Annotated in this window: 20 protein-coding genes and 1 pseudogene; 10 read left to right on the top strand and 11 right to left on the bottom strand. The window is 64.5% G+C overall.

Annotated elements, in window-relative coordinates; all coding sequences use genetic code 11:
- Window positions 1–15 precede the first annotated feature (15 nt).
- On the bottom strand, window positions 16–960 hold the full coding sequence (locus ACOJB8_RS21230) for a LysR family transcriptional regulator (protein WP_069262312.1): 945 nt from the start codon (window positions 958–960) through the stop codon (window positions 16–18).
- Window positions 961–1,100: 140 nt separating this feature from the next.
- Here ACOJB8_RS21230 and ACOJB8_RS21225 point away from each other — a divergent pair, with 140 nt between their 5' ends.
- A complete protein-coding gene (locus tag ACOJB8_RS21225; RefSeq protein WP_475014049.1) occupies window positions 1,101–2,318 on the top strand; it encodes an FAD-dependent monooxygenase in 1,218 nt (405 codons plus the stop codon).
- A gap of 93 nt (window positions 2,319–2,411) precedes the next feature.
- Window positions 2,412–2,942, top strand: coding sequence for a cytochrome b (locus ACOJB8_RS21220; protein ID WP_475014047.1), 531 nt, complete (start codon window positions 2,412–2,414; stop codon window positions 2,940–2,942).
- A 96-nt stretch (window positions 2,943–3,038) separates the two neighbouring features.
- On the opposite strand, the gene ACOJB8_RS21215 is transcribed toward ACOJB8_RS21220, so the two are convergent.
- Both ACOJB8_RS21215 and ACOJB8_RS21210 read right to left on the bottom strand, forming a co-directional pair.
- The gene (locus ACOJB8_RS21215) at window positions 3,039–4,028 is read right to left on the bottom strand and encodes a zinc-dependent alcohol dehydrogenase family protein (RefSeq protein WP_475014045.1); all 990 of its coding nucleotides are present in this window, start codon (window positions 4,026–4,028) and stop codon (window positions 3,039–3,041) included.
- A 366-nt stretch (window positions 4,029–4,394) separates the two neighbouring features.
- Entirely contained in the window at window positions 4,395–6,116 is a 1,722-nt protein-coding gene (locus ACOJB8_RS21210) for a dihydroxyacetone kinase family protein (protein WP_475014044.1), read from the bottom strand.
- Between the two features lie 382 nt (window positions 6,117–6,498).
- On the opposite strand from ACOJB8_RS21210, the gene ACOJB8_RS21205 reads away from it, so the two are divergent.
- Window positions 6,499–9,246, top strand: a complete 2,748-nt coding sequence (locus tag ACOJB8_RS21205; RefSeq protein ID WP_475014043.1) for a putative bifunctional diguanylate cyclase/phosphodiesterase — start codon at window positions 6,499–6,501, stop codon at window positions 9,244–9,246.
- A 197-nt stretch (window positions 9,247–9,443) separates the two neighbouring features.
- A pseudogene (locus ACOJB8_RS21200) lies at window positions 9,444–9,650 on the top strand (GGDEF domain-containing protein); the annotation flags it as partial.
- 9 nt (window positions 9,651–9,659) lie between these two features.
- On the opposite strand, the gene ACOJB8_RS21195 reads toward ACOJB8_RS21200, so the two are convergent.
- The 4 genes from ACOJB8_RS21195 to ACOJB8_RS21180 all read right to left on the bottom strand — a co-directional run bounded on the left by ACOJB8_RS21195 (window position 9,660) and on the right by ACOJB8_RS21180 (window position 15,916).
- Entirely contained in the window at window positions 9,660–11,135 is a 1,476-nt protein-coding gene (locus tag ACOJB8_RS21195) for an efflux transporter outer membrane subunit (RefSeq protein WP_475014041.1), read from the bottom strand.
- On the bottom strand, window positions 11,128–14,316 hold the full coding sequence (locus ACOJB8_RS21190) for a multidrug efflux RND transporter permease subunit (RefSeq protein ID WP_475014040.1): 3,189 nt from the start codon (window positions 14,314–14,316) through the stop codon (window positions 11,128–11,130). Before ACOJB8_RS21190 ends, ACOJB8_RS21195 begins: the two co-directional genes overlap by 8 nt.
- Window positions 14,317–14,328: 12 nt before the next feature.
- Window positions 14,329–15,489, bottom strand: coding sequence for an efflux RND transporter periplasmic adaptor subunit (locus tag ACOJB8_RS21185; protein ID WP_342948303.1), 1,161 nt, complete (start codon window positions 15,487–15,489; stop codon window positions 14,329–14,331).
- A 295-nt stretch (window positions 15,490–15,784) separates the two neighbouring features.
- The gene (locus tag ACOJB8_RS21180) at window positions 15,785–15,916 is read right to left on the bottom strand and encodes a hypothetical protein (RefSeq protein ID WP_256094503.1); all 132 of its coding nucleotides are present in this window, start codon (window positions 15,914–15,916) and stop codon (window positions 15,785–15,787) included.
- 24 nt (window positions 15,917–15,940) lie between these two features.
- Here ACOJB8_RS21180 and ACOJB8_RS21175 point away from each other — a divergent pair, with 24 nt between their 5' ends.
- Window positions 15,941–16,270 (top strand): RcnB family protein, encoded by a 330-nt coding sequence (locus ACOJB8_RS21175; protein WP_069262335.1) that lies wholly within the window; start codon window positions 15,941–15,943, stop codon window positions 16,268–16,270.
- An 85-nt stretch (window positions 16,271–16,355) separates the two neighbouring features.
- On the opposite strand, the gene ACOJB8_RS21170 is transcribed toward ACOJB8_RS21175, so the two are convergent.
- Window positions 16,356–16,736, bottom strand: coding sequence for an SHOCT domain-containing protein (locus ACOJB8_RS21170; RefSeq protein WP_069262336.1), 381 nt, complete (start codon window positions 16,734–16,736; stop codon window positions 16,356–16,358).
- 131 nt (window positions 16,737–16,867) lie between these two features.
- Complete coding sequence (locus ACOJB8_RS21165; RefSeq protein ID WP_475014038.1) at window positions 16,868–17,428, bottom strand: hypothetical protein; 561 nt, start codon at window positions 17,426–17,428, stop codon at window positions 16,868–16,870.
- A gap of 114 nt (window positions 17,429–17,542) precedes the next feature.
- Here ACOJB8_RS21165 and ACOJB8_RS21160 point away from each other — a divergent pair, with 114 nt between their 5' ends.
- Window positions 17,543–19,354 (top strand): beta-galactosidase, encoded by a 1,812-nt coding sequence (locus tag ACOJB8_RS21160; protein ID WP_475014036.1) that lies wholly within the window; start codon window positions 17,543–17,545, stop codon window positions 19,352–19,354.
- On the opposite strand, the gene ACOJB8_RS21155 is transcribed toward ACOJB8_RS21160, so the two are convergent.
- Window positions 19,351–21,273 carry an enterotoxin gene (locus tag ACOJB8_RS21155; protein ID WP_475014034.1) on the bottom strand — a complete coding sequence of 641 codons (1,923 nt, stop codon included), beginning with the start codon at window positions 21,271–21,273 and terminating at the stop codon, window positions 19,351–19,353. The two genes, ACOJB8_RS21160 and ACOJB8_RS21155, sit on opposite strands and share 4 nt — an antisense overlap.
- A gap of 297 nt (window positions 21,274–21,570) precedes the next feature.
- Between ACOJB8_RS21155 and ACOJB8_RS21150 the strand changes: the two genes are divergently transcribed.
- The 4 genes from ACOJB8_RS21150 (at window position 21,571) to ACOJB8_RS21135 (ending at window position 25,257) form a co-directional block, all read left to right on the top strand.
- Window positions 21,571–21,867 carry a hypothetical protein gene (locus ACOJB8_RS21150; protein ID WP_069262339.1) on the top strand — a complete coding sequence of 99 codons (297 nt, stop codon included), beginning with the start codon at window positions 21,571–21,573 and terminating at the stop codon, window positions 21,865–21,867.
- A 375-nt stretch (window positions 21,868–22,242) separates the two neighbouring features.
- A complete protein-coding gene (locus tag ACOJB8_RS21145; protein WP_069262340.1) occupies window positions 22,243–23,019 on the top strand; it encodes an ABC transporter substrate-binding protein in 777 nt (258 codons plus the stop codon).
- A gap of 94 nt (window positions 23,020–23,113) precedes the next feature.
- Entirely contained in the window at window positions 23,114–24,229 is a 1,116-nt protein-coding gene (locus ACOJB8_RS21140; protein WP_475014032.1) for a succinylglutamate desuccinylase/aspartoacylase family protein, read from the top strand.
- A 332-nt stretch (window positions 24,230–24,561) separates the two neighbouring features.
- Window positions 24,562–25,257, top strand: a complete 696-nt coding sequence (locus ACOJB8_RS21135) for a phosphatase PAP2 family protein (protein ID WP_475014030.1) — start codon at window positions 24,562–24,564, stop codon at window positions 25,255–25,257.
- A 43-nt stretch (window positions 25,258–25,300) separates the two neighbouring features.
- Here ACOJB8_RS21135 and ACOJB8_RS21130 read toward each other — a convergent pair whose 3' ends face one another.
- Window positions 25,301–26,743 carry an aldehyde dehydrogenase family protein gene (locus tag ACOJB8_RS21130; protein ID WP_342948309.1) on the bottom strand — a complete coding sequence of 481 codons (1,443 nt, stop codon included), beginning with the start codon at window positions 26,741–26,743 and terminating at the stop codon, window positions 25,301–25,303.
- Between the last annotated feature and the right edge of the window lie 3 nt (window positions 26,744–26,746).

The raw sequence follows: 26,746 nt of genomic DNA, 5'->3' as shown, positions 1-26,746 counted from the left end.
GGGATCGCTCGAGGCTTAGGCGCGGGCCGCGCCGCTACCCTTGCGCGCTTGCCCGCCGCCATCCGCGAAGAGTTCGATCACGCGTTCGCGCAGCCAGCGATTGCCTTCGTCGTGCTGCACGCGCGCGTGCCAGAGCAAATGAATCGGCGCGGCGGGCAGCTTCATGGGCAGCGCGCTCAGGCTCAGCGAAAACGGCTTCGCCAGTTGCAGCGCCAGCCGCTCCGGCACCGTGGCGATCAGATCGGTGCGCTCGAGGATGTAGCCCACGCTCATGAAGTGCGGCACCGAGAGCCGCACCTGGCGCTTCACGCCGCGCCGTTTCAGCCATTCGTCGACCTGTCCGTGCCCCGTGCCCGCCGACACCACCACCAGATGCTCGGCCTCGCGCCAGGCCGCGAGCGTGAGCGGCGCATTCTCCAGCGGATGCCCGCGCCTGAAGAGGCAGACATAGCGCTGATCGAAGAGACGCCGCTGATAGAAGCCGCCTTTGAGTTGCGGCAGCAATCCGATGGCGAGATCGACCCGGCCGTCGGCCATCTCTTCGCTGAGATTGACGCCCGTATTGCGCACGGTGTTGAGCGCGACGCCCGGCGCTTCGCGCGCGAGGCGCTCGAGCAGCGCGGGCAGGAACACGACCTCGCCGATGTCGGTCATGCCGATCGTCATGGTGCGCGTGGCGCGCAACGGATCGAACCCGGTCACGGGATTGAGCGCGCCGTGCAGCGTGGCGAGCGCCTGCGCGACCGGCTCTGCGAGACGCAGCGCGAACGGCGTGGGCACCACGCCGCCCGGCCCGCGCACGAAGAGCGGATCGCCCAGCAGGCGGCGCAGCTTCGCGAGCGCGTTGCTCACGCCGGGCTGGCTCATGTTCATCTGCTCGGCCACGCTCGCCACGCGCCGCTCGCGCATGAGCCGATGAAAAAGCAGCAGCAGATTGAGATCGATGTCGCCCAGTTCCATTCATTCAATCCAGTGATGAAGCAGATTCCTTCCATTTTATTGTGGAATGAGAAGCGGCTGCCGAGAATACGGACACGGTGTGAGCGTGATGAAGCAGCGCCAGTGCCGACCCCACCTATATGAATATCGGAGACACAGTCATGAAATCACGTGATCTGAAGATTGCGATCGTCGGCGCTGGCATCGGCGGCCTCACACTGGCTCTCGCGCTGCGCGAGCATGGCATCGACGCGCAGCTCTTCGAGCAGACCGACGAGTTGCGCGAAGTGGGCGCGGCCGTCGCCCTCTCGGCCAACGCCACGCGCTTCTACGAGCGCATGGGCCTGCGCCCGGCCTTCGAGAAAGTCTGCGCGGAAGTGCCGGGCCTCGTCTATCGTGACGGCCGCAGTGGCGCGGTGATCGGCCACCATCGCGGCGCACCGGACTCCCGCGGGCAATTCGGCGGCTCGTACTGGGGCGTGCATCGCGCCGATCTGCAAGCGGTGCTGTCGGGCGCGGTCGGGCTCGAGCGCATCAAACTCAGCCATCGGCTCGTCGATCTCGCGCAGCAACCCGACCACGTGAGCCTGACGTTCGCCAACGGTGAACACGTCGATGCCGATCTCGTGATCGGCGCGGACGGCGCGCGCTCGATCACCCGGCGCTGGATGCTGGGTTACGACGACGCGCTGTATTCGGGCTGCTCGGGCTTTCGCGGCGTGGTGGCCGCGGAGCGCACGGACCTGTTGCCCGATCCCGAGACCATTCAGTTCTGGGTCGGGCCGGGCGGCCATCTGCTGCACTATCCGATTGGCGACAAGGGCGACCAGAACTTCCTGCTGGTGGAGCGCCATCCGTCGCCGTGGCCGTCGCGCGAGTGGGTCATGCCTGCCCAGGAAGGCGAGCAACTGCGCCTTTTCAGGGACTGGCACCCGGCCGTCGTGCAGATGATCACCGCTGTGCCGATCAGCCTGCGCTGGGGGTTGTTCCACCGCCCGCCGCTCGGCCGCTGGAGCAAGGGCCGCATCACGTTGATCGGCGACGCCGCGCATGCGCTCGTGCCGCACCACGGCCAGGGCGCGAACCAGTCGATCGAGGATGCCGTGGTGCTGGCCGACCAGCTGGCGAAGGCGGGCTCGGGTAACTGGCGCGAAGCGCAGCAAGCCTACGAGCGCCTGCGCCGGGGCCGCACGCGCAAGGTGCAGTACGCTTCGATCACCACGGCGGACGTGCTGCATCTGCCCGACGGCCCCGCTGCGCAGGAACGCAACGCCCGGCTCGGCTCGCGCGAGGGCGTGCTCAATCATCTGGACTGGATCCACGATTTCGACGCGCTTGCCCAGGAGCCGAACGAGCGCCAAGGGGGAACGTGGCTTTAAGGGTGACCGGCAAGCTGCACAGTTAATGATCCGTTAATCTCGGCACGCTAGAATCGGCGCTTTCAACCGACCCTTTCTGAGCACGGAGCGCCCATGCAAATCGCTGCCGATTCGCGCTACGACCTCGTAGCGCGCCTGCTTCACTGGCTCGTCGTCGCACTCGTCGCGGCGCAGTTCGTGATCGGCTGGACCATGCCCGATGTGCACCGCGACACGCGCCCCGTCGGCGAAATTGCGTGGCACCTGGGCGTCGGCACGGCGCTCGTCGCCGCCATGGTGTGCCGTCTGCTCTGGCGCGCCACCCATCGCCCGCCGCCCGACGACCAGACGCCGTTCATGCGTGCCGTGGCAGCCCTCACGCATGCCGGCCTCTACGCCCTGCTCATCGGGGTGCCCATGCTCGGCTGGATCAACGCGTCGTCGCGCGCGTGGGACGTCACGCTGTTCGGCGCCATCCCGCTGCCCGCGCTCTCCCCTGCGGGGTCGTCGTTCGGGCACGCCATGGGCGACGTCCACAGCGTGCTCGCGTGGGTGCTGTTCGCGTTCATTTGCCTGCATGTGGCCGCGGCGCTGTTTCATCGCTTTGTGCTCAAAGATCGTGTCTTGCAGCGCATGAAGCTCTAATCGCGCAGCACCACAGCCGCGCTCACAGCGCCATGCCGCCGTCGATCATGAGGCTCGACCCCGTCATATAGCCGGACTCCTTGCGCACGAGCCACGCTACACCGTCACCACGATCTTGCCGAACTGCCCATTGGTTTCGAGGTAGCGGTGTGCATCCACAATCTGGTCGAACGTGAACGTGCGATCGATGACGGGCTTGAGCGCGCCGCTTTCGAGTCCCTTTAGCACGTATTCCACCGCGGCCTTGCGGCGCTCTGCGTCGCCGCTGGTGAGCCAGATGTTGTGGGCCTTCACGCTCACGACCTTCGCGATCATCTCCAGCACGGGCAGCGTCGTGGCACGTTCATCGAGCGCGCCGTAGAGATACGCGATCCCCTGGAAAGACAGCGCCGAGATCAGCTTCACGAAGTTCGGGCCACCGACCGGATCGAAAACGACACGCGCCCCCTTGCCGCCGGTGATGCGCATGATTTCGTCCAGCAGATCCGTCTCGTCGGTCACGACCACGTGCGCCGCGCCTGCGTCGAGCAACGGCTGTTTCTTGGCGGCGTGACGCGTGACTGCGATCGACGTCGCACCGGCGTGGTTCGCGATCTGGATCGCCGCGAGTCCGACGCTGCTCGACGCGGCCGGCACGACGACGTAATCGCCGGCGCCCACCTTCGCATCTTCGATCAACGCGCCGTATGCGGTGACGAACATCATCCACACCGACGCGGCCTCAGCGAACGAAAGCGATTCAGGATGCTTGACGACTGCATAGTCCGGCACGACGATGCTTTCTCCATATGTGAAGTACTGATTCATCGAAAACGACGGGATCACGTTGACCTTGTCTCCCGGTGCGATGCCGGCTACTCCCTGGCCCACGGCGTCGACGATGCCGGCCGCTTCGTATCCGAGTCCTGCCGGAAAGCGCACAGGCTCGATGTACTGGTCGGCGCGCCACATCGATTCCGCGCGATTCAGACCAATGGCTTTCACGTCGATGCGAACTTCGCCGGGGCCAGGGGCGCGTACCGGTTCGTCCACGAATTGCAGCACTTCCGGGCCACCTGCTTGTGCAAACCTGACTGTGCGTGACATGACTGACTCCTGCTTCGATTGATGAGGACGTAATGGGCGCATCACAGGCTCACCGCGGCCTGCGAGTTCGACTGATGAATCGGGAAATCCGGGTCATGCTTTTCGTCGCTGCCCCGGAATGCTGCGCGCACATAGGGCGTAAGCGGCAGTTTGTGCTTCAGACGATACGGCAAGTTCGGGTTTGACGAGAAATGCCTGCCAAACGCCACGATCGCTTCGGCGCGACGCCGTCTGCTGGACAATCGGCGGGCGCACGGCGGCGCAATGCTCGTTGCGCCGCATCCGCATCGTGCCGTCCGTTCCGGGCGGCCCGCGCTACAGCATTTTCGAAGTGCTCTGAGCCACGCGCTGGGCCGCTGCCGCGCCTCACGCCGCGCCGATATGCGGCTGCAGCGCCTTGAGCCAGCACGCCACCACCACCGCCCCGCCATCGGGCGTCCCGATCGCCCGCGCGCCGAGATAGCTTGCCCGGCCCGCGCGCGGCGTCATTTGCGCCGTGCTTTTCGCACCGGACTCCGCGGCGCTCACCGCCTGCGCCCACGCCTCGCCCACGGGGCGCGCCGACTTTAAGGCGCTTTCCAACGCATCGACGGCGGGTACGAGCGCATCGAGCATCGTGCGGTCGCCGGGTTTCGCGCCGCCCAGTTCGCTGATCGCCTGAGCCGCAGCGCGCATGGCTGCCGCCCAATCCAGCGCGCCGGGCTGCGCTTGCTCGCCGAGCGTGCGCGAGGCGCGCAACAGCGCAGTTGCGTAGAACGGCCCGGAACTGCCTGCTATCGCACGGCGCAATGCCGTGCCGAGCGCGGCGAGCGCGCTGCCCGGCGAGCCGAGCGCGCCCGGGGGTAGGGCGAGCATGGCCTGCGCGGCGCGCTGCATGCTCGCGCCCAGATCGCCGTCGCCGGCTCGGGAATCGAGGTCCGTAAAAATCGCTTCGTTCTCGATCAATGCGTGCGCAACGGCATCGAGCGCCGGCTTCAGACGCTGCGCCCATGCAACGCTCGCCGCGTCCGCAGGCGTCGCGCCCGACTCAGCGCCCGCATCGGCTGCCGAAAACGCCGGCTCGATGCGGATTCGCCGGTTGACCGTGCCGACGCCGGGCCACGCGCGCGCTTCGGTGGCGGCGTCGAGCAGCGCCAGCTTCGCATCGTCGAGCCGCAGCACGGAGATCGAACAGCCCGGCATGTCGAGCGCCGAGAGAAACGTGCCGGTCCATGCCCGCTCGACGGTCACGTGACGGCGATTCAGGCTCTCGAATGCATCGCGCATGATGATCGCCAGCTCCATCGCCGGTGTCGCGCCCAGTCCGTTCACGAGCAGCGCCACGCGCTCGCCGCCTTTCAACGCCAGGTCTTCGACGATGTTGGCGAGCAGCGTTTCCGTCAATTCGCCCGCCGCCATCGGCACCGTGCGCTCCACGCCTTTCTCGCCGTGGATGCCCATGCCGAGTTCGATCTCGTCGTCGGCGAGGCGAAAGCCGGCTTGCTGAGCGCCGGGCAGCGTGCAGCCATCGAGCGCCACGCCCATCGTGCCGAGATTCTCGGCCACGCCGCGCGCAATCGCGGCCACGAGGCACAGCGCGTCGCCCCGCGCCGCCGCCGCGCCCGCGATCTTGTGCACGAGCACCGTCCCCGCAATGCCGCGCCGCTGATTGCGCTCCGTATGCCCGCGCAGCGACACGTCGTCGGCCACGATGACGATTTCGACCGGAATACCCTCGGCTCGCGCCAGTTCGGCCGCGAGGCCGAAATTGAGCCGGTCCCCCGTGTAGTTCTTCACGATGAGCAGCGCGCCGTTCGGACCCGCGCTCGCGCGAATTGCGGCCAGCACGGCGTCGGTGGAGGGCGACGTGAACACTTCGCCGCACACGGCGGCGGTGAGCATGCCTTGTCCGACGTAACCGCCATGCGCGGGCTCGTGGCCGCTGCCGCCACCCGAAATCACGGCGACGTTGCGCTCGGCCGGGCTGGGCAGCGGGTTGCGAACGAGCACGTTTTCGTTGCCGAGCACGGCGACATGCGGCGCAGTACGCGCAATGCCCTCGAGCATTTCGTACACCACTGACGACGGATCGTTGACGAGTTTCTTCATGAGAGTCCCTTGAACGAGTAACCGGGGGCAAAAACCAGGGGCAGAAGCGAGGGGCAAAGCGACGGGACCGTGCGCGATCCCTTCACGCCATGAACGTATTGAAGCACGGGCATCGAATGCGTTCCGGATGCCTGCCCCACACGTAGCGCCAGCATCCAGGCCTCTAGGTAAAAACACCCATCAAAGAGGCACGCGGAATACCCGTTATTCAGACAGTAGCGACCGATCACGGACTTGCCGTGCCTTCGCGGTCTGCATGCCTGGAACACATGGCCCCTCTGCCCGCCTCCCGCGCTGATGCGGGTGCATTCACCCGTAACCTGCCCACTCCGGCCGAGCAACGCGGCGCGAGTGGCGATGTGCCGAATCGCGTTGCGTGGCGATGAACGTAGAACTATCCGGAACCCCTCCACAGGCCCCGTCCCGCGCGCCCGGCAAGGGCGTCGCCGTAGCGCTGGCCGTGGCGCTGATCGTCTGCGTGGCAATCGGCGCGATACTGAGCGCGAACCTGTCGCGCGGCACGGCCGACTCGCGGCTTCGCCAGGAACTGAACACCACGTCGGAACTCGAAGCCCTGCTCACGCTGCACATCGCGGCGAATACGGACTTCCTCAAAGGCGTGGGCACGGCGGGCTATACGTCGCGCGCGTGGCCGATCAAGCGGGCTGCAGTCGTGGCCGGTATTTACGACCGGCTCGAGCACGACTTTGCCGGCGCGCCGCGCAACGAGCGCACGATCCGCGAGTTGCGGCAGTTGAGCGCCATCTGGCCCGAGCAGCTCGACGCGGCCGCGCGCAATATCGCGCTCGCAGACGCGGGCGCGAGGCTCGACCCCGCCCTGATGCAGCGCGCGAACGAAACGCTCAGCTCCATCATGTCGCTGCTCACCGAGCTGCGCTCCGAGCAGCGCGAACAGATCAAGGTCGTGCAGTTCAGCGCGCAGGCGCAGCTCGCGCGGCAAAAGATCTCGCTGATCGGCACGGCGACAGCCGGCGCATTGCTGTTGCTCTTCACGTTGTTTACGAGCCACCGCGCCGCGCTTTCCCGCAGCGCCGCGAAGATCGTCGCGCTCGAGGCCGAGCGGCGCTTTCGCGAGTACTTCGAGCAGCATCCGGTTGCGATGCTCATTTTCGATGTGCGCTCCTACGCGATCCTCACCGCCAACGCCGCGGCCCAGCGCCAATACGGCGCGAGCCTTCAACAACTCAGGGCCATGTCGGTCGAGCAACTCCGCCTGCAGGCCGAAACCGGTGCGTTCCGCCGCGACCTGCACGGCTACGTCAATTCCGGGGCGCAAAGCGGAGCAGGCGGCGTGCGCCGGCACGTGCGCATCGACGGAGAAGTGATCCACGTCGATATCGCCTGGCATCTGCTGGACTATGCGGGTCAGGACGCGTGTTTCATCACTGCGCACGACGTCACCGCGCACGAACAGGCGAGAGAGCATTTGCGCATTCGCAGCCGGGCGCTGGAGGCTTCGAGAAACGCTGTGATCATTTCGCAAAAGGTCGATGGCGAAAGCATCATTACGTACGCCAACGCGGCGTTCGAGCGCATCACCGGCCGCGCCGTGGCTACAGCGAATGGCGCCGGGCACTGGGACATGCTCGATTGCGATAAAGCGTGCGCCGATGCCAATATCGTTCGCACTGCCATGCAATCGGAGCGCGAAGGCGAGGGTCTGCTCAAATGCTGCCGGCCCGACGGCTCGCCCTACTGGATCGAGCTGCATGTCGCGCCGGTGCTCGACGAGCGCAATCGCCCCACGCACTGCGTGACCGTGTTCAACGACGTTTCCGAGCGCATCCGCTATCAGGAGCAGTTGCGCCTGCAGGCCAACGAGGACTCGCTCACGCATCTGCCGAACCGGCTCGGCCTCAAGGCGCGATTGCGCGAACTGGTCCGCACGGCGCTCGACGCGCAGCAGAAGTTCGCGCTGGTGTTCATCGACCTCGACAACTTCAAGGAGATCAACGACTCGCTCGGCCATACCGCGGGCGACGAGGTATTGTGCGAAGTCGCGCGCCGCCTTTCCGCCAATATCGCCCAGGGCGAAATGGTTTCCCGCTATGCGGGCGACGAGTTCGTCGCCGTGCTGTACGGCCGGGGCAGCGTCAATCACTTCGTCGCCGCAGCGGCAAGCATGCAGGAATCCTTGACACATGGCCTGCTGATCGGCAACAAGGTCATCGTGCCGCGCGCCTGTGTCGGCCTCGCCGTGTTCCCCGATCATTCGAGCGATCCCGACTCGCTGCTCAAGTACGCCGACTCCGCCATGTACCGCGCCAAGTCGATGGGACCCGGCAGCATGCAGGTATTCGACATGGCTATCGCCATGCAGAACCTGGAGCGGGCGAGCCTCGCGCAGGCGTTGCGGCTAGCCGTGGCGTCGCGCGCGTTTGCCGTTGCGTGGCAGCCGAGAGTCAACCCGAGGACAGGCGAGACGATGGGTTTCGAGGCGCTCGTTCGCTGGCACGACGCAGAGCGCGGCCAGGTGAGCCCGGCGCTGTTCGTGCCGCTCGCCGAGGAAAACGGCCTGATCGTGCAGATCGGCGAGTTCGTGTTCGAGGAGGCCTGCCGCCAGGCCCGCGAGTGGGCGCGCGAGCACCCGGACATCGTGGTTTCGGTCAACGTTTCGCCGGTCCAGTTCGTGCGTGCTGACTTGCCCGCGATGATGGCGCAAACGCTGGCGCGTACCGGCGTGAGCCCGCGCAATATCGAGCTGGAAATCACCGAAGGCGTGCTCATGGCGCCCCGTTCGCTCGCCACGCTGCGTGCCCTTCGCGAGATGGGGCTCTCGGTCGCCATCGACGACTTCGGCTCGGGCTATTCGAGCCTCGGCTATATTCGCAGCTTCATGCCCGATCGCCTCAAGCTCGACATGTCGTTCGTGAAGGGCATTGGCCACTCGCGCGCGGACGAAGTCATCGTGAAGGCTGTGCTCGCGCTCGGCCATACGCTCGGCATGCGCGTGGTAGCGGAGGGCGTGGAAACGCTGCGGCAACTGGAATTCCTGATCGAGAACGGCTGTAACGAGGCACAGGGCTACTGGTTCTCTCGCCCTGTGGACGCAGCGAGCGCGCAGTCTTACCTGGAAGGGAGCCATGCGGCCGGCGTTCACCAGCGCTAACCTGCTCAGATGGCTCACCGGGCCGCGCGCGATTTTCTATGGCAGCCTCGCGGTCGCCTTCATCATGGCGTCGCTCTGTGCGACGGTGCTCTACGAGAGCCGCCACGACGCCCTGGAGCGCGCCCGGGAGAACTCGCGCAACGTTGCGCTCATCGCCGAACGCGACATCGAACGCAACCTCGAGCTTTACGAGCGCGATCGCCGAGAAAATCCGCCATGCGATCAGCGACCTCGCGATCGAGCATGCGGGCAGCGAGTACGGGCGCGTCACAGCAAGCATCGGCTACGCAAGCTGGTCGCCGGATCGGGATGTCGATGTCACGCAGGTCATCCAGGCGGCGGATCAGGCGCTGTACGATGCGAAAGCGCGCGGCCGCAACCGCGTCGCCATGTGTGGCGCTTGACCCGCGCGGCTACGGGGTGACGACACTACTGGAAGCGGCGCCTGCGTGCTCGGCCGGGCGCGCGTCCTGCCCGCCTCCCAGCGCCACATAGAGCGAAGCGCCGTTTTGCAGCGCCGCAGCGCGTAGCTGGATCAGTTGCTGTTGCGCCGCGAACAGGCTGCGCTTCGCATCGACCACTTCCAGGTAGATGGAAATGCCGTTCTCGTAGCGCAGTTCCGCGGCCTCCGCCAGGCGCGACTCGGAGGCCACCGCGCGCTCCTGTGCCGCGATTTGCTCCTGCAGGCGCTGGCGCGCGATCAGCGCGTCGGAGACTTCGCGGAACGCCACCTGAACGGCTTTCTGGTAGTTCGCCACGAGTTCGGTCTGACGCGCTTCAGAGAGGCGCACTTGCGCGCTGCGGCGCCCCGCGTCGAAGATCGGCAGCGCGACGAACCCGGAGATGAGCCATGCCTGCTTGCCGGGCACGAACAGGTCGCTCAACTCGGGAGACACATAGCCGAAATTGCCCGTGAGCGAAACACGCGGAAAATAGTCCGCACGCGCGGCGCCGATATCGGCGTCGGCGGCTCGCAGCGACTGCTCGGCCGCGCGAATATCGGGGCGCAGCGCCAGCAGCGAAGAAGGTAGGCCCGCGTCGAGCGTGCCGAACTGGTCCGCGTCGGCCAGCGCGTGGCGTTGCGTCATGTCCGCGGCATCCGGCAAGGGACCGCCGATCAGGACCGCCAACTGATCGCGCTGCTGGCCTGTCGTTCTTTGCAGCTCGGCAAGCTGCGTCTGTGCCTGCGTAACGAGAATGCGCGCCTGCTCGTAGTCCACGAGCGAGGTCGCGCCCGCTTCGAGGCGCAGCCGCGCGACCTCCAGCGCATACTGGCGCGTTTGCAGCGTGTGCTGCGCGAGGTCGATGCCCTCGTTGCCAGAAAGGATCGCGTAGTACGTCGCGGCCACATTGCTGATGAGCGAGAGGCGAAACGCTTCGTTCGCCTCCACCGTCGCCAGATAGTTTCGCCGCGCCGACTCGCTCTGGTTGGCCACGCGCCCCCAGAAGTCGAGTTCGAACGACGTGACGGCCACCTGCACGCTGTACTGGTTGACGTGAATCGACGTGTTGTTGTTGGGCAGCTCGGGCTCGATGGAGTTGAGCGGAGTTTTGGTGCGGGTTGCGTCCGCGCCCACGGCCACTTGTGGAAACTGCGCGGAGCGCTGCACGCGATAAAGCGCCTGAGCCTGCCCGATGCGCGCAACCGATGCCGCCAGATCGCGATTATGCGCAAGCGCCATGGCGATCAACTGCCTGAGCGCCGGGTCGCGAAAGAAGGTCTCCCACGTCAGCTCTGAAGCGAGCCGCTCGCCGCCCGGCGCGGCGATATCCGCACTCTCGTAGCTTTGCGAAACCGGCAAATCGGGCTGCTGGTAGCGAGGCGCGAAGTTGCACGACGCGAGCGTCAGGCACGCGGTGATCGCCGTCCACCTGGCAGTCTTAAGCATCGTGCGCTCCCGCGGGCCGCGCGTCTTCTTCGTCATCGTCGCGCGTCCGTTTGCGGCTCAACCATCGGCGCGCCACCACATAGAACACGGGCGTGAAGAAGATACCGAACAGCGTGGCCGTGAGCATGCTGCCCATGATGCCCGTGCCCACCGCCTGCCTGCCCGCCGCGCCCGCGCCCGTGGCGAGCACGAGCGGCAGCATGCCGAGCACGAAGGTCACGCTCGTCATCAGGATCGGCCGCAGGCGCTGGCGCGCACCGTTCACCGCTGCGCTCACCGTATCGCTGCCACCGGCCTCCTCCTTGATCGCGAACTCCACGATCAGAATGGCGTTTTTCGCCGCGAGCCCGATGATGGTCACGAGGCCGATATTGAAGTAGATGTCGGCGGAAAAACGCCGCGCCATGGTGAACAGAACCGCGCCCAACACGCCCAGCGGAATGATGAGCAGCACGGCAACGGGAATCGCCCAGCTCTCGTAGAGCGCGGCGAGCAGCAGGAACACCACGACGAGGGAAAGCAGCAGCAGCGCACCGATCTGCCCGGCCGCCTGCTGTTCCTCGAACGCCGTGCCGGTCCATTCGTAGGTCAGGCTGCCGGTAAGCACGTGGTCAGCAATGCGCTCCATCTCCGCGAGTGCCGCGCCGCTCGAACGGCCCGGCGCCGCCTGCCCGGAGATCGTGGCCGAGGGAAAGCCGTTGTAGCGTTCGACCTGCTGCGGTCCCGCGCTCCAGTGCACGCTCGTGAACGCCGAGAACGGCACCAACTCCCCCACGTTGTTGCGCAGCCGCAGCGCGCCGATATCCTCGGGCCGCATGCGCTGGTCGGCGTCGGCTTGCATGAGCACGCGCAGCACGTTCCCCTCGTAGACGAAATCGTTCACGTAGTTCGAACCGAATGCGAGCGCGAGCGCGCTGTTCACCTGACCGATCTGCAGCCCCAGCGCGCGCGCCTTCACGCGGTCGATATCGACATAGAGCTGTGGCGCGGGCGGCAAACCGTCGGGACGCACGCCCACCAGCAAGGGACTGCGCGCGGCCTCCGCCAGCATGCGCGCGCTCGCCTGCTGCAGCGCCGCGCCGCCCACGCCGCTGCGGTCGAGTATCTTCATCGTGAAGCCGCTCGCATTGCCGAGCGCGGGAATGGCCGGCGGATCGAGCGCGAAGACGAGCGCTTGAGGAATATTGCGCAACGCCGCGTTCGCGCGCGCCACCAGCGCCCCCGCAGAATTGGCCGCGCCAGGCCGCTCCGACCACGGCTTCAGGTCGACGAACGACATTGCCGCCGACTGTCCCTGGCCGAAGAAGCTGAATCCCGTGACGGATGCGATATTGCGCACCTGCGGCTGCTGCCTGAGAAAGGCCTCGACCTGATCGACGACCTGTTGCGTGCGCTGCGCCGTCGCGCCCGGCGCCGCCGTGTACGCGACGAAAATGTGCCCTTGGTCCTCGCCCGGAATGAAGCCGCGCGGCAACTGGGTGAAGAAGAAACCGGTCGCCGCGCACACCACGACGAAGACGAGGAGCCAACGCACCGGCTTGCGCAGCATGGCCTGCACGGCCAGCACGTAGCGCTCGGTGGCGTTTTCCATGCCGCGATTGAAGGCATCGAACACGCGCTGTTGCATGCGGGCCGGCCAGTGTGTGGCGGCGGGCTTGCCTGTGCCGTCACTGGTCTTCGTCCGGCTGCCCAGCAGCGTTGCCGACATGGCCACGCCCAGCGTCAGCGCGAGCAGGGTCGACAGAAAGATCGAAACGGTGAGCGTGACCGAGAACTGGCGATAGATCGCGCCCGTCGAGCCCGGAAAAAACGCCATGGGAACGAACACCGCAATGAGCACGAGTGTGCTCGCAATGGCGGCGCCCGCAATCTGCCCGACGGCCTTGACGGTTGCGCGCCGCGAACCGAGTCCCTCTTCCTGGATCACGCGCTCGACGCTTTCCACCACCACGATCGCGTCGTCGTTGAGAATACCGATCGCCACGACCATGGCGAACAGCGAAAGCAGATTGATGGAGAGTCCGAACAAATAAATACCGACACACGTGCCGATCAGCGCGATCGGCACGACCAGCGTGGGGATGAGCGTCGCGCGCCATTTCTGCAGGAAGAGGAACACGATGACCGTCACGAGCAGCAACGCCTCGACCATCGTGCGCAGCACGCCGCTCAGCGAGGTCGTGATGAACGGCGTCGTGTCGAACGGCACGACCCATGCCACGCCCTTCGGGAAAGTCGGCTGCAATTGCGTGAGACGCTGCCGGACGGCGCTCGCCACGGCCAGCGCGTTCGCTCCGCTCGCAAGCTGGATGGCGATCCCGGCGGACTCCCTGCCGTTCACGCGAAAGCGAAAGCCATAGCTGTCGTTGCCCAGCTCCACGCGTGCGACGTCGCCCACACGCACTGTCGAGCCGTCCGGGTTCGAGCGCACGATGACCTCGCGGAACTGCTCGGGCGTAGAAAAGCGGCCGCGCATGACGATCTGCGCATTGAGTTCGGCGCCCGGCGCAATGGGCTGGTCGCCGAGGCTGCCGCCCGCAGTCTGGCTGTTCTGCTCCTGGATGGCCGTCATCACTTCGATTGCCGAAATCCCGAAGCTGCTCAGTTTTTCCGGATCGATCCATATCCGCATGGCATACGACGAACCGAACAGCTGTGCATCGCCGACGCCGGGAATGCGGCGTAATTCGTTGACGATGTTATTGGCCGCAAAGTTGCCCAGCTCGACAGCCGGGATCGAACCATCGGCGGACTGCAGCGCAATGAGCATCAGAAAGCCGGACGACGCCTTCGTGACGCTCACGCCCACCTGCCTCACCTCCAGCGGCAGGCGGGGCTCCACGCGGCTCAGGCGGTCCTGGACCTGCGAGAGCGCGACGTCGAGATTCGTGCCGGGCCTGAGCGTGACGGTGATCTGCGCCGTGCCGTTCGAGCGGCTCTGCGACGACATGTAGAGGAAATTCTCGACGCCGTTCATCTCGTCTTCGATGATCGACGTCACCGTGCGGTCCAGCGTGTTCGCGTCGGCACCGCTATAGACCGCCGATATCGTGAGCGAGGGCGGCGCGACGTCGGGGTACTGCTCGACCGGCAGCAGCATGAGCGCGAGGGCGCCGAAGAGCGTGACGAAGAGCGCAACGACCCACGCGAAGACTGGCCGGTAGACGAAGAATCGGTTCATGAGGCGCGCCGCTCAGGAGTGGGCCGGCGCGGTGAAGGGATGGGCGTCCACGCGCTGCCCCGGCTGCACCCTTTGCCAGCCGTCGACGATGACGCGCTCACCCGGCTCCAGCCCATCCTTCACGACCCATTGCCCCGCTTCCTGCGGGCCGAGCACGACATTGCGGCGCACGACGGTGCCGTCGTCGGCGACGAGCGAGAGGTTCGCACCGTTGCTGTCGAACTGCACGGCGCGCGCGGGGACGACGAGGCCGTTCGGTATCGTCCCGATCACGACGCGCCCGCGCACGAACTGCCCCGGCAACAAGATGCGCGATGCATTGCTGAAGCGCGCGCGCAGCACCTGCGTCCCGGTGGAAGGATCGACGACGAGATCGGTGAAGTCGAGCACGCCCGGCTCGCCATAGTCGTCGCCGTTCCCGAGCGTGAGCCACACTTGCGCGCGGGCGGCCGGCGCCGCGAGCGTGCCTGACGCGATCTGTTTGCGTACTTCCAGCAACGAAATATTCGACTGCGTAAAAACGGCATTCACCGGCGTTAGCTGGTTGACCTGCGTGAGCAAGGTTGCGCCCGCAGCGCTGACCAGCGCGCCTTCGGTGACGAGCGCGCGCCCCACACGGCCCGCTATCGGCGCGCGAACCGTGCATCGATCGAGGCGAAGTTGCGCGAGCGTCACCGCGGCGCGTGCATCCGCAACATTCGCGTCGGCCTGCTGCAGTGCGGCCGTCGCGGCCTCGAACTCCTGGGCGCTCACGACCTGGCGTGCCACCAGCGGCTTGAAGCGCGCCACCTCCGAGGCCGCATTGCCCTGCACGGCCCGGGCCCGGTTGAGCGCGGCCTGGGCCTGCTGCAATGCAGCCTCGTAGTCGCGCGAATCGATCAGAAAGAGCGGCGCCCCGGCGCGCACGTCGGTGCCCTCCTCGAAGAGCCGCCGCTCGACGATCCCGTCCACGCGTGCGCGCACTTCCGCCGAACGGATCGCTTCGATCCGCCCCGGCAGTTCGATCTCGCGGGGAATCGTTTGCGCCGCAACCGTTACGACGAGCACGCTCGGCGGCGGTGGCGCCGCGCCGCTCTGAGCTTGCCTGTCGCGGCATCCGTTGCCCGCAAGCAGCAACATTGCCGCAATGCCGATCAGCCACGGTCTGCAGCGTCTGGGTTCGCAGTTTGGCACGCGAGGCTCCACCGAAAAATAGAGACGGTACGCGCGCGCCCCGAATGGCTCATTGCGCCGTACCCGACCGGATCATTGCGATGTTCACTCAAACTGCAAATCAGAGCCCCCGATGTGCGCAATTCGCGAATGCTCAAGCGCGCGAAAAACGCATAACGTTTCGATCGTTATCTAACAAGCAGCGCTTTCATGCATTCACAGGAATTACGCAAAACCGCCGCAAAATCAACCAGTCGTAAATTACTTGAAGTCGGAATTCCGTTTACTACTATGGATAGACGCTTCACACCCTTATTCACACCGCTAGATTCGTTCGTTTTCCAGCCTTTGCCCATACGCTTTTAAGGGCACGTTCGCACAACTGGATATCACGGATTTCGGGATGTTCTATAACCGAAGAAGCCATAGTCATGGTGACGTCAATCATCTTCTTGCCTCCGGAGATCGAATCATGAAAAGCCAACTCGTCCTCTCAGTCATCGCTGCGCTCCTCCTCGGTGTTGCCTCTTCCGCAATGGCGCAAGACGCAGCATCGGGTGCAGACCAAAGCCAGGGGACAGGTCGCCAGCAGGTCATGCCGACCATGCCGCATCGCGACTGGCATGAGGGCCAACAGGTTCCCTCGAAGTATCGGCATTACAACTACCAGATGAAAGACTGGAAGTCGCATAACCTGGACGCACCGAAGCGCGGCCAGCAATGGCTTGGCGTGAACGGCGACTACGTGCTGGTGACGAGAAGCAACTGGAGGATCTCGAAGATCGTTTCGGGTACTGAATGACCGGATGACGCGACGGGCTACGTTGCCGTAGCCCGTGCTTGCTGCATGATTCAGGCATGGACGGTTGCCATGCCTGCTGCCCTTCTCATTCGACGAGCCGCGCGCGCAGGCGCTTGTACTCGTCGTCGGTAATCGAGCCTGTCGTTTTCAGCTTGTCGAGCTTCTCGATTTCGTCCGCGACACTGTAGCCCACTATGTGGCGCAGTTCTTCGCGCGCCTTCTGCGCCCGTTCCTGGTTGCGATGCGCCATGTCCCTGCCTTGCGTGAGGACATAGGCAAATATGCCGATATAGGGCAAAACAATCAGAAAGATCACCCAGACGATCTTCAGGAAGCCCGATATATCGGTTCGACGGAACAGGTCGCTCGTGATCGTGATGAACAGCCAGAACCACAGAATGAACATGAATATCGAAAACGTATCGATAATAAAGTTCGAAAACGTAAAGCCATTTGCGAAGATCATGAATCGCCTCCGTCGGTTTTGCGTGTGTAAAACGGCAACCGCACACTGACACGGGCATCGATGGCGATACCGTGTGCGCGCGAAACGTGATGCGCGGCCGTGACGCGGCCGCCGACTGCGCTTTCGTCAGGTCAGATCAGGTCGCGCCTGCGCTCCCGGCCGCCAAACGGCACCACGGCCATGGAAATGAGATCCAGCCCGAGGAACAATCCGAGCAAGGGCAACGGCACGCTCGGGAAATTGGCGGCCAGAAAAATGGCGAGCAGGAAAGACAGCGCCGCACTGACAATGCCGATGTTGTTGATCTTCACGTCCTGCCCGACGGAAGCAATGATCTTGAAGAAGCCGTCGAGCACGAAAAAGATCATCAGCATCACGGTAAGCCCGCGAGCCCGTGCGCTGTCATTGACCAGAATGAGAATGCCGATGAGTATGGGCACGATGACCGGCGGAATGCGCCTGATAGCGAGTTTCCAGTCCTTCGTCGTGAACAGATTCAAGGCATGCACGAAGCCGCAGAACAGCAGCATCCTTGCGATGAAAAGCGTTCCGATCAGGGACCTTGTCGAGAGTGACAAGACGATGCAGAAAATTCCCGCCGCGACGAGAAGCGTTGAACTGGCAATCGGAAAAATAGCACGCTTTTTCATATTCGAATGTAACTGCGTCAATACGGTTACATAGATCGGCATATCTGACTTGCGCGTATTCTTGCCGAATTATAGGCTTAAGCGAAATTAAGCGTTCTACTATCAGCCGTCGAAGTATAGTGCGTGAGTGTGCAAATACAAGGGCGCGATTGCACCGTGAGCCTCGAACGCGGCCACACCTTCTCGTTCAGTCCCAACGGCGAGCACTTCCTGCTCGACGGCGAACCCTTGCAGATTCGCAGCGGCGAGATGCATCCCGCGCGCATACCACGCGAGTACTGGCTGCATCGCATTCGCATGGCCAAAGCGATGGGCATGAACTGCATTGCGCTGTACATCATGTGGAACTACCACGAGACGCGCAGGGGCGTGTTCGACTTCGAAAGCGGCAACCGCGATCTCGAAGCCTTTATCCGTCTGTGTCAGCAAGAAGCGCTGTGGGTGCTGCTGCGTCCGGGCCCCTACGTTTGCGCAGAATGGGACCTGGGAGGCCTTCCCGCTTACCTGCTGAGCGAACCGGACATCCAGCTTCGCACCGACTCCGCCAGCGATGCCCGTTACATGGCTGCGGTTGCGCGCTACATCGGCGAACTGGTTCCCCGCATCAAACCGTTGATGATCGATGCAGGCGGGCCGATCCTGATGATCCAGATAGAGAATGAATTCGGTTCGTACGCAAGTAATCCCGCTTACCTCGAAGAACTGAGGCAGCTCTGGCTACGGGGCGGCGTAACGGGGCCCTTCTACACCGAGGACGGCCTCGCGCAACTCGAACGCAATCGCACGACGGTGACGGGTGGCGCCATTGCATTGAGCAACGGCAACGCGGCGCAAATCGCCACGGTGCGACGCGCGTTTCCTGCCGTTCCCGCGATGGCGGGCGAGGTCTACCCGGGCTGGCTGACGCATTGGGGCGAGCCTGAATTCGCCGGACTTCATTACGATCTTTCCGCCATCTTGAGTGCATTCATGCAGTCGCAATTGTCGTTCAACCTCTATGTCATTCACGGCGGCACGAGTTTTGGCTTTCATGCCGGCGCGAATATGGACGAGTCGGGCAACTATCAACCCGATATCACGAGCTACGACTATGGCGCGCCAATTAACGAGCACGGGGCCGCCACCGCGAAATACCTGAAGTATCGCGACATCATCGCCCATTACCTGGCCGAGCCGTTGCCGGAGATCCCGGACGCCATACCCACGGTCGCGGGCCACACCCTGACGCCCACCCTCCATGCCTCGATCTGGGACAACCTCCCCGCGCCCTTGCCAAGTGTCGCTCCGTTGCCGTTCGAGCACTACGGCCAGCCATTCGGCTTCATGCTGTATCGAAAAACGTTGCGTTCGCAACCTGCTGACGCGCTGGATATCAGCGGCGTTCACGACTATGCAACGGTCTTCGTCGGCGAGCGCTACGCGGGCGGCGTCTCGCGTGCGCGGATTCCGCACGACTATTCACAGCGGCTACGCGTGACGCATCGCGCGCCGCTCGCATTGCCCGCCGCCGCGTCCGGCGCGTTGGAGATCCTGGTAGAGGCCATGGGCCGCGTCAACTTCGGGCCTGCAATCGTCGACCGCAAAGGCCTGCTGGAGCCCGTGAAAATGCAATACGCCGACGGGTCCGTTTCATCGCTCGAGGAATGGGAAGTCTTTTTGCTACCGATGGATGAGGCGTACGTCGCCGGGTTGGATGCACGCTGCACGAATCCGCTGAAACCCGGGCTCTTTTTCAAGGCGCGCCTGGTTCTCGATGAAATCGGCGACACCTGGCTCGATATGAGCCACTGGGCCAAGGGCGTGGTCTGGGTCAATGGGCACAATCTCGGACGCTACTGGAGTATCGGCCCGCAACAGCGCTTGTTTTGCCCCGCGCCGTGGCTCACGCAAGGCGAGAACGAGGTGCTGATCTTCGACCTGCACCAGATCGAAGCGAAGCCGGTGCATCTGGCGAATGCGTTGTATTAGCCTCCAGCGGTCGGCAGCAGTTCCAGCGTGAGCACTTCGAATGACGCGAGCTGGATTTCGCACGGCACGTCCGCGTCCAGTATTGCGGGAATGCTGCTCTTGCCTGCATGCCAGAGACTCCGCGCAAGAAATCGTCCTGCCGCCTCGGCCGGCAATTCCAGTTGATGCCGCAGCGCCAGTGCAAAGCGCTGCGCCTGATCGTGCGGATTGCGCAGTGTGACGAATGCCTTGTGCGGCGCCCACGCGGCCCAGCCGTAGATTGCCGCTTCGTCGGGCGCGCCGCCGATCCAGTGGCTGTCGCGCAATACATCGCTGTTCGCGCGCGCCCACCGGGCCGCTTGCGCGAGCACGTTCCAGTCGTCTTCGCCCAGCAGCGAAGGCGTGATGTATAGCTCCTGCAATTGCGTACCGCTCGCGAAGAAGGACCGCACCTCGTGCGCGAATGCGTCGCCTGCCGGCGCATTCAGGCGCGGATTGCACTGTGCCAGCACAATGCCGTGCAGCATCAGGGAATTGAGCGGAAAGAGCGGGCTGCGCAGCACGACTTTGCGGTACGTCTGCGCGTCGCGATACGTGATCCAGCGCTCGCGGTTCGTGCCGCTGCCCGCCTGACCGTCGTCACTGCCGCCGCGCCAGATCGCGTCGACGTAGCGCAGCCAGAACGGCGAGGGATGCGTGCCGGTCGAGAGATTGATGAAGGTTGCCGGTTTCGCCGCGCGAATGTCGCCGATGAGCTGGATTGCCGCGTCCCAGTCGCTATCGAAAAGGCTGCCTGGAAATACACGGTCCGCGTTGCCCGTGCCGTCGAACTTGAACTGGTTCACGCCGTCTGTCGCGAGCAGGCTCATCACGACTTCGTGAAAGCGCTCGTAATAGCGAGGCCCCGATAACGCAAAGCCATTGTCGATGACCTCATAGCCCGTGGCGCGGCCGTGCGTGACGCGCTCGTCCTTCGGCGCGCAATAGCCGCCCCAGGGAGAGAGCCAAACGCCGGGCGCGCCGCCATAGCGCGCCGCCGCGTCGCGCAGCGGCGCAAAGCCATGAGGAAACGCCTGGCTGAAATGCCAGCCGCCGCCAAGGTCGTCCCAGCCATCGTCGAAAAGAAACGAATCGATCTGCACGCCGCGCGCGGTATGTAACTCGTGGCCGATTGCGTCGATACGCTCCAGCGCCTGCTCCTGCGTATAAGGCGTGAGATAACCGATATCCCACCAGCTGTTGTAGTGCAGAAACGGCTGATATGGGCGAGCGCGCTCCTGCTCGAGGTATGTGGAGAAATCACGCCGCAACTGTCCGTCGCGAGCCACGCCGGCCACGGCGGAGTAAGTCAGCGTCCGGTTCTTTTCCAGCGGCAACGCGCGATGCAGCGTAAAAGCGATGCTATCTGCCTCCACGTGGCTGGTTGCAAGCGGCAACTCGAAGCCCAGATAGAAGCTGCCCGCGACGACCGGCGTGCCCTTGCGTTCACTGCCGGTCTGCGCGGCGGCAGCGCGCGCCTGCAGCAATGAAACGACGCCAATGGCTTCGTCCAGGCGCAGGGCCGTCACGTTTAGCGTCATGCGCAGATATCGCGCGCCGGCGCGCTGCTCTACGCTCCATTGAATCGCGAGACGCCCCTGGGCGTCGCCCAGCGTGATGCTCACGCGCTGGCCCTCAACGCGTTCGGCCAGGCGCGATGCGTGCGGGTTGGCCGCGAGCGCGTCTTCCCGTACCGGTGCAAGCACCCGCAATTCGGCCAGACCGAGCGTGGTGCCATCTGCGAACGTCAGCGTGAACGGCGCGACGATCGGCAGCTCGCATGCTCTTGCGCAATCGACGAGCGAGAAGCGAGTGAGGTGTTCGTCCTCGAGTGTCCAGCGCAATGCAACGGCTTGATTCCCGAACGAGCAGACATCGCCCTGCGTCCGGAATTCAGGCATGGAGGCTTGCGTAGCAGTTCGATCGTCGGTGCACATGGGAAACCTGTCCCGGACGCGAGCAACCTCTGTAGGGTAATGGCAAAGGCATAACCGTGTAATGGCCCCAAAGCGGCGGCCCCACACAACCGGACATTCAGATCCGCGCAACTACCTTATGAGAACCTTAAGCTCGCTATTTTTTCGCGCGGCCTTACCAGCGGTTACACGATTGACAAATCTGCGCATCCCGTTCGTAAGCCCAGCGACTAGAATCCGCTTCCATCGCAACCGCGTCCGTTGACTGGAATAGAGATCATCATGAATCGCCTGACGTTTTATCTTCTCGCAGGACTCGCAGGGACGTGTGTCAGCACAGCGGCATCCGCCCATGCCGATATCGGTGTCTATCTCGGCGTTCCCGGTCCGGTCTATGCCGCGCCCGAGCCGGTGTACGAGGCACCGCCGCCCGTCGTGTATGCGGCACCGCCCGCTGCGGTTTACGAACCGGCCCCGGCCTACGGCTACTACCGCTACGACCACGACGAAGGCGAACACCACTGGCACGACCACGGCCGTCATCGTGGCTGGGAACATCACCACGGCGACGACGATTGATCGGCGCGCCCGCCAGCTCTTGTTCGTTGCGCGCGCAACCTCATGCGCGCGCCTGCCTCTCCCTACGTGTGCAAAGTCCGTCGCTCCCTCCCTGCGACAGCAGTCCTGTTCGGCCACGTCAGGCTAGGCCCATCAAAGTTGTCTAGCCAATAAACGCTTACAACGCACGCCCGACCCCACCTCCCGCCCTTCCTTCCCGTGTGCACCGCGCACATGTCAGCACGTTTACACCGTCCGCCAGCAAAAACCCTAGTTGTCTCAATATGTGAGAGCCGTTATCTTGTCTATACAACACGGCTGACGTGACAGCCCGCTGTTGACCATGCCGCCATCCGTCACGGCGGCGTCGAAAGCCATACTGGAGACCCCACGTCAATGAAGAAGTTTGCCCTGTGCATTGCGATGCTCGCCGTCGCCACCTCGGTCTGTGCGAAGGACTGGACCACCGTCCGCTTTGGCGTGGACGCAAGTTATCCCCCATTCGAATCGAAGAGCACGGACGGCAAGCTGGTCGGCTTCGACATCGACGTCGGCAACGAAATCTGCAAACGCATCAACGCGAAGTGCGTGTGGGTGGAAAGCGAATTCGACGGCATGATTCCGGCGCTCAAGGCCAAGAAGTTCGACGCCGTCCTCTCCTCGATGTCGATGACGCCGCAGCGTGAAGCGCAAATCGCGTTCTCGTCAAAGGTCTTCCACACGCCTAGCCGTCTCGTCGCGAAGAAGGGCACGAGCCTCCAGCCCACGGCGGATTCGTTGAAGGGCAAGACGGTCGGCGTCGAGCAGGGCACGACCCAGGAAGCCTATGCAAAAGCCAATTGGGCGCCGAACGGTGTGAAGATCGTGCCTTACCAGGATCAGGACCAGGTCTATGCGGACCTGCTCTCGGGCCGCCTCGACGCCGCGCTGCAAGACGCCGTGCAAGCCGACCTGAGCTTCCTGAAGACCCCGCGCGGCGCAGGCTTCGCGTTCACGAACGGCGAACTGAGCGATCCCAGCGGCATTCTCGGCAACGGTGCCGCCATCGGCCTGCGCAAGGACGACGCCGACCTGAAGGCAAAGATCGACAAGGCGCTCGCGGACATGCTCAAGGACGGCACGTACAAGAAGATCGAATCGCGCTACTTCGCATTCGACGTGTACGGTTCCTGAGTCTGACCGGAGCACACGATTAGCGACGAAGGCGCGGGACACTCCCGCGCCTTTTGCCCTTTCCGCCGCCCGTAACTTCCGTCCTCACGCCATCATGCAGATCCAGACCCATCCGCTCATTTCGCCGGCGCTCGGCACCGCGCGGCACCTTACGAGCTTCCACTACGGCCCCACCGGCGCACAGAAGATCTACATCCAGTCGTCGCTGCACGCCGACGAACTGCCGGGCATGCTCGTCGCCTGGGCCCTGCGCCAACGCCTTGCCGCGCTCGAAGCCGCAGGCAAGCTGCGCGGCGAGGTCGTCGTCGTGCCCGTGCCCAATCCTATCGGCCTCAATCAGCGCCTGCTCGGTCAGCTGCTCGGCCGTTTCGAAAGCGGCACCGCGGCCAACTTCAACCGCCACTTCCACGACCTCGCCGAACTCGTGCTCCCGCGTGTCGGCTCTCGCCTGAGCGGCGACGCACAGCAGAACGTGGCCGTCGTGCGCGCTGCGATGCGCGAGGCGCTCGACGAACAGACGCCCACCACGGAACTCGGCTCGCAGCGTCTTGCGCTTCAGCGCCTGTCGTACGACGCCGATGTCGTGCTCGACCTGCATTGCGACTTCGAAGGTGCGATGCATCTCTACACGAACCCCGACCTGTGGGCCGATGTCGAGCCGCTCGCGCGCTATCTCGAAGCGAAGGCGTCGCTCTTCGCGCTCAATTCGGACGGCAATCCCTTCGACGAGATTCACAGCTTCTGCTGGTCCGCGCTGCGCGAGCGCTACGGCGAACGCTTTCCGATTCCCAACGGTGCGGTGTCCGTGACGATCGAGTTGCGCGGCCAGGCAGACGTGAGCTACGACTTCGCCGAACGCGACGCGAACGCCATCATCAACTACCTCACGCATCGCGGTGTGATCGAGGGCACGCCCGCGCCGCTGCCTGCGCTCGAATACGCGGCCACGCCGTTCGCGGGCGCCGAAACGCTCATTGCGCCGGCCTCCGGCGTGCTCGTGTTCCGCACGCCGGTTGGCGTGAGGGTCGAACCGGGTCAGCCGATTGCCGATGTGGTCGATCCGCTGACCGATCGCGTCGTCACGATCACGAGCTCCGTGACCGGCATGCTGTACGCACGCCAACGCACGCGCTTCGCCACGGCGGGGATGGAAGTGGCGTGGGTGGCGGGCGCGACGCCGCTGCGCAGCGGCTCCCTGCTGCCTGGCTAGGCGATGAAACCGGGCAAATCGCCCGAAACGTGTGGGGTCATGCCCGATAACGGACAGGTTGTGCGGCCCGGTTCGTTTGGAAACGAAACGATATGTGACGGGGCGTAACAGCGGGCCGGCAGGCACGCCGCACAGGACGATGCCTGCCGCTGCGGCGCAGTGAGGGCGGGAGCAAGCGCGATTTACACTTGCTTTCGATTCTTTACCTATGCGCGCTGAGTTGAAACTTACGATGGTAGCGCCTGAAACATCGGGCCCCAAGGCGGCCGGAGACCTCCGTTTCCGGCCGCCTTGCTCATTCGTAAATAAGTCAGCGGAATGGCCCACAATAAATGAACAGCTTCGATACCGTCATTCTGCGAGCCCTCACCCAAGTCGATCTGCCGCCACTGCTCAATCATGCGATCCGGGTGATGGTGGGACTCTATACGTTCAAGGGGTATTTCCTCATCCCGCTCATCTGGTGGATCTGGTTTCAGCCGAACGAGCGGCGCGAGTGGCGGCGCGAGATGATGATCGCCACGGTGGCGAGCGGCCTGATCGCGCTCGCCGTGGGACGCCTCCTCGCGCGTTTTCTGCCGTTCCGCCAACGGCCGCTATTCAATCCCGATCTGCATCTGCATTTCGCCTCGTCGTCGCTGCGGGCGGCCGGGCTCACCGACTTCAGTTCGTTCCCGAGCGATCACGCCATGCTGTGGGTGGCGATTGCGATGGGGATCTTGCTGGTATGGCGCGTGGTCGGCGCGCTGGTGATGTTATACGTGGTACTCGTTATCTGCCTGCCGCGTGCGTATCTGGGCTATCACTACCCCACGGATTTGATCGCGGGCGCCGCAATCGGCGTGGTGATTACCTGGCTGATGACGCGCGACGCAGTCAGGAAGCGGACCGCCGAGCCCGCTCTGCGCCTGATGGTGCGCTTTCCCGGGGCGGCTGCCGCATTCACATTTCTCGTGTGTTTCGAACTGGTCACGCAATTCGACGATCTGCTGCGGCTCGCCCACTCCGTGGTGCACGGCATGATCTGAAAACCGGCGCGGGCGGCGTCTTCCGTACGCCGCCCGCGCGGCGTCACACTGCGCCCGGATTGACGTACGCCGTCTTGACCGTGGTGTAAAACTCGCGAGCGTAGCTGCCCTGCTCGCGCGGGCCGTAGCTCGAACCCTTGCGGCCGCCGAACGGCACGTGATAGTCCACGCCCGCCGTCGCCGTGTTCACCATCACCATGCCGGCCTGCACATGGCGGCGGAAATGGTTGGCATGACTGAGCGAAGTCGTGCAGATGCCGGCCGACAGACCGAACTCCGTGTCGTTCGCCACGGCGAGCGCCTCGTGATAGTCCTTCACCTTGATGACCGAGGCGACGGGGCCGAACACTTCTTCGCGGTTGATGCGCATTTGCGATGTCGTGCCGGTGATCAGCGCGGGGGCAAGGAAGTAGCCGCGCGTGGCGCCTTCCACGCGCTCGCCGCCGTACACCTCGCCGCCCTCTTCACGCGCGATCGCAATGTAGCGCTCGTCCTGCTGAAGCTGCTTGTCGTCCACCACCGGCCCGATATGCGTGCCGTCCGCCAGCGCGTCGCCCGTCTTCAGCGTTTTCATGCGCGCCTTCATCGCTTCGATGAAACGGTCGTGAATGCCTTCGGTCACGATGAGGCGGCTCGACGCCGTGCAGCGCTGCCCCGTCGAGAAGAATGCGCCGTTGATGCAGGCGTCCACGGCGACGTCGAGATTGGCGTCGTCGAGCACGACCATGGGATTCTTGCCGCCCATTTCCAGCTGGAACTTCTTGCCCGTTGCAAAACACTTCGCGCCGATCGCGCGGCCCGTCGGGACCGAGCCGGTGAAACTCACGGCATCGACATCGGGCGAGCTGACGATCGCCTCGCCCACCACCGAGCCGCGCCCCATCACGAGGTTGATCACGCCGGCCGGCGCGCCCGCTTCCGCAATGATCTTCACGAGCTCCCACGTGCTGGCCGGCACGAGGTCGGCAGGTTTGATGACGACCGTGTTGCCATAGGCCAGCGCGGGCGCGATCTTCCAGGCGGGAATGGCGATCGGAAAGTTCCAGGGCGTAATGAGCCCGATCACGCCGATCGGCTCGCGCGTCACCTCGACGGTCATGCCGGGCCGCACCGAAGGCACGATCTCGCCGCCAAGGCGCAGCGCCTCGCCGGCGAAGAACTTGAAGATCTGCGCCGCGCGGCCCACCTCGCCGATGGCCTCGGGCAGCGTCTTGCCCTCTTCGCGCGCCAGCACGCGGCCCAACTCGGCCTTGCGCGCGAGAATGACACTGCCCACCTGGTCGAGCAGATCGAAGCGTTGCTGCGGCGTGGAGAGCGACCATTGCGCAAAGGCCTTGCGCGCGGCGGCGATGGCGTCGCGCGTCTGCGCGTCGTCTGCCTGCGCGAACTCGCCGATCGCGTCGTCGAGATTGGAGGGATTGATGTTGGTGGATGCCGTAGCGCCGCGCACCCACTGGCCGCCGATGTAATTGTCGAACTGGTTCATGTC

The sequence above is a fragment of the Paraburkholderia sp. BR10141 genome (genome assembly GCF_056155635.1).
The sequence above is the reverse complement of the archived record's forward strand: the minus strand, read 5'-3'. Positions and strand labels throughout refer to the sequence as shown.

Coding starts and splice junctions, on each gene's coding strand:
- ACOJB8_RS21145 (WP_069262340.1), top strand. CDS start 22,243: ATGAAGAAGTTTGCCCTGTGCATTGCGATGCTCGCCGTCGCCACCTCG.
- ACOJB8_RS21230 (WP_069262312.1), bottom strand. CDS start 960: ATGGAACTGGGCGACATCGATCTCAATCTGCTGCTGCTTTTTCATCGG.
- ACOJB8_RS21140 (WP_475014032.1), top strand. CDS start 23,114: ATGCAGATCCAGACCCATCCGCTCATTTCGCCGGCGCTCGGCACCGCG.
- ACOJB8_RS21155 (WP_475014034.1), bottom strand. CDS start 21,273: ATGCCTGAATTCCGGACGCAGGGCGATGTCTGCTCGTTCGGGAATCAA.
- ACOJB8_RS21195 (WP_475014041.1), bottom strand. CDS start 11,135: ATGCTTAAGACTGCCAGGTGGACGGCGATCACCGCGTGCCTGACGCTC.
- ACOJB8_RS21220 (WP_475014047.1), top strand. CDS start 2,412: ATGCAAATCGCTGCCGATTCGCGCTACGACCTCGTAGCGCGCCTGCTT.
- ACOJB8_RS21150 (WP_069262339.1), top strand. CDS start 21,571: ATGAATCGCCTGACGTTTTATCTTCTCGCAGGACTCGCAGGGACGTGT.
- ACOJB8_RS21175 (WP_069262335.1), top strand. CDS start 15,941: ATGAAAAGCCAACTCGTCCTCTCAGTCATCGCTGCGCTCCTCCTCGGT.
- ACOJB8_RS21205 (WP_475014043.1), top strand. CDS start 6,499: ATGAACGTAGAACTATCCGGAACCCCTCCACAGGCCCCGTCCCGCGCG.
- ACOJB8_RS21170 (WP_069262336.1), bottom strand. CDS start 16,736: ATGATCTTCGCAAATGGCTTTACGTTTTCGAACTTTATTATCGATACG.
- ACOJB8_RS21165 (WP_475014038.1), bottom strand. CDS start 17,428: ATGCCGATCTATGTAACCGTATTGACGCAGTTACATTCGAATATGAAA.
- ACOJB8_RS21135 (WP_475014030.1), top strand. CDS start 24,562: ATGAACAGCTTCGATACCGTCATTCTGCGAGCCCTCACCCAAGTCGAT.
- ACOJB8_RS21215 (WP_475014045.1), bottom strand. CDS start 4,028: ATGTCACGCACAGTCAGGTTTGCACAAGCAGGTGGCCCGGAAGTGCTG.
- ACOJB8_RS21210 (WP_475014044.1), bottom strand. CDS start 6,116: ATGAAGAAACTCGTCAACGATCCGTCGTCAGTGGTGTACGAAATGCTC.
- ACOJB8_RS21180 (WP_256094503.1), bottom strand. CDS start 15,916: ATGATTGACGTCACCATGACTATGGCTTCTTCGGTTATAGAACATCCC.
- ACOJB8_RS21130 (WP_342948309.1), bottom strand. CDS start 26,743: ATGAACCAGTTCGACAATTACATCGGCGGCCAGTGGGTGCGCGGCGCT.
- ACOJB8_RS21225 (WP_475014049.1), top strand. CDS start 1,101: ATGAAATCACGTGATCTGAAGATTGCGATCGTCGGCGCTGGCATCGGC.
- ACOJB8_RS21190 (WP_475014040.1), bottom strand. CDS start 14,316: ATGAACCGATTCTTCGTCTACCGGCCAGTCTTCGCGTGGGTCGTTGCG.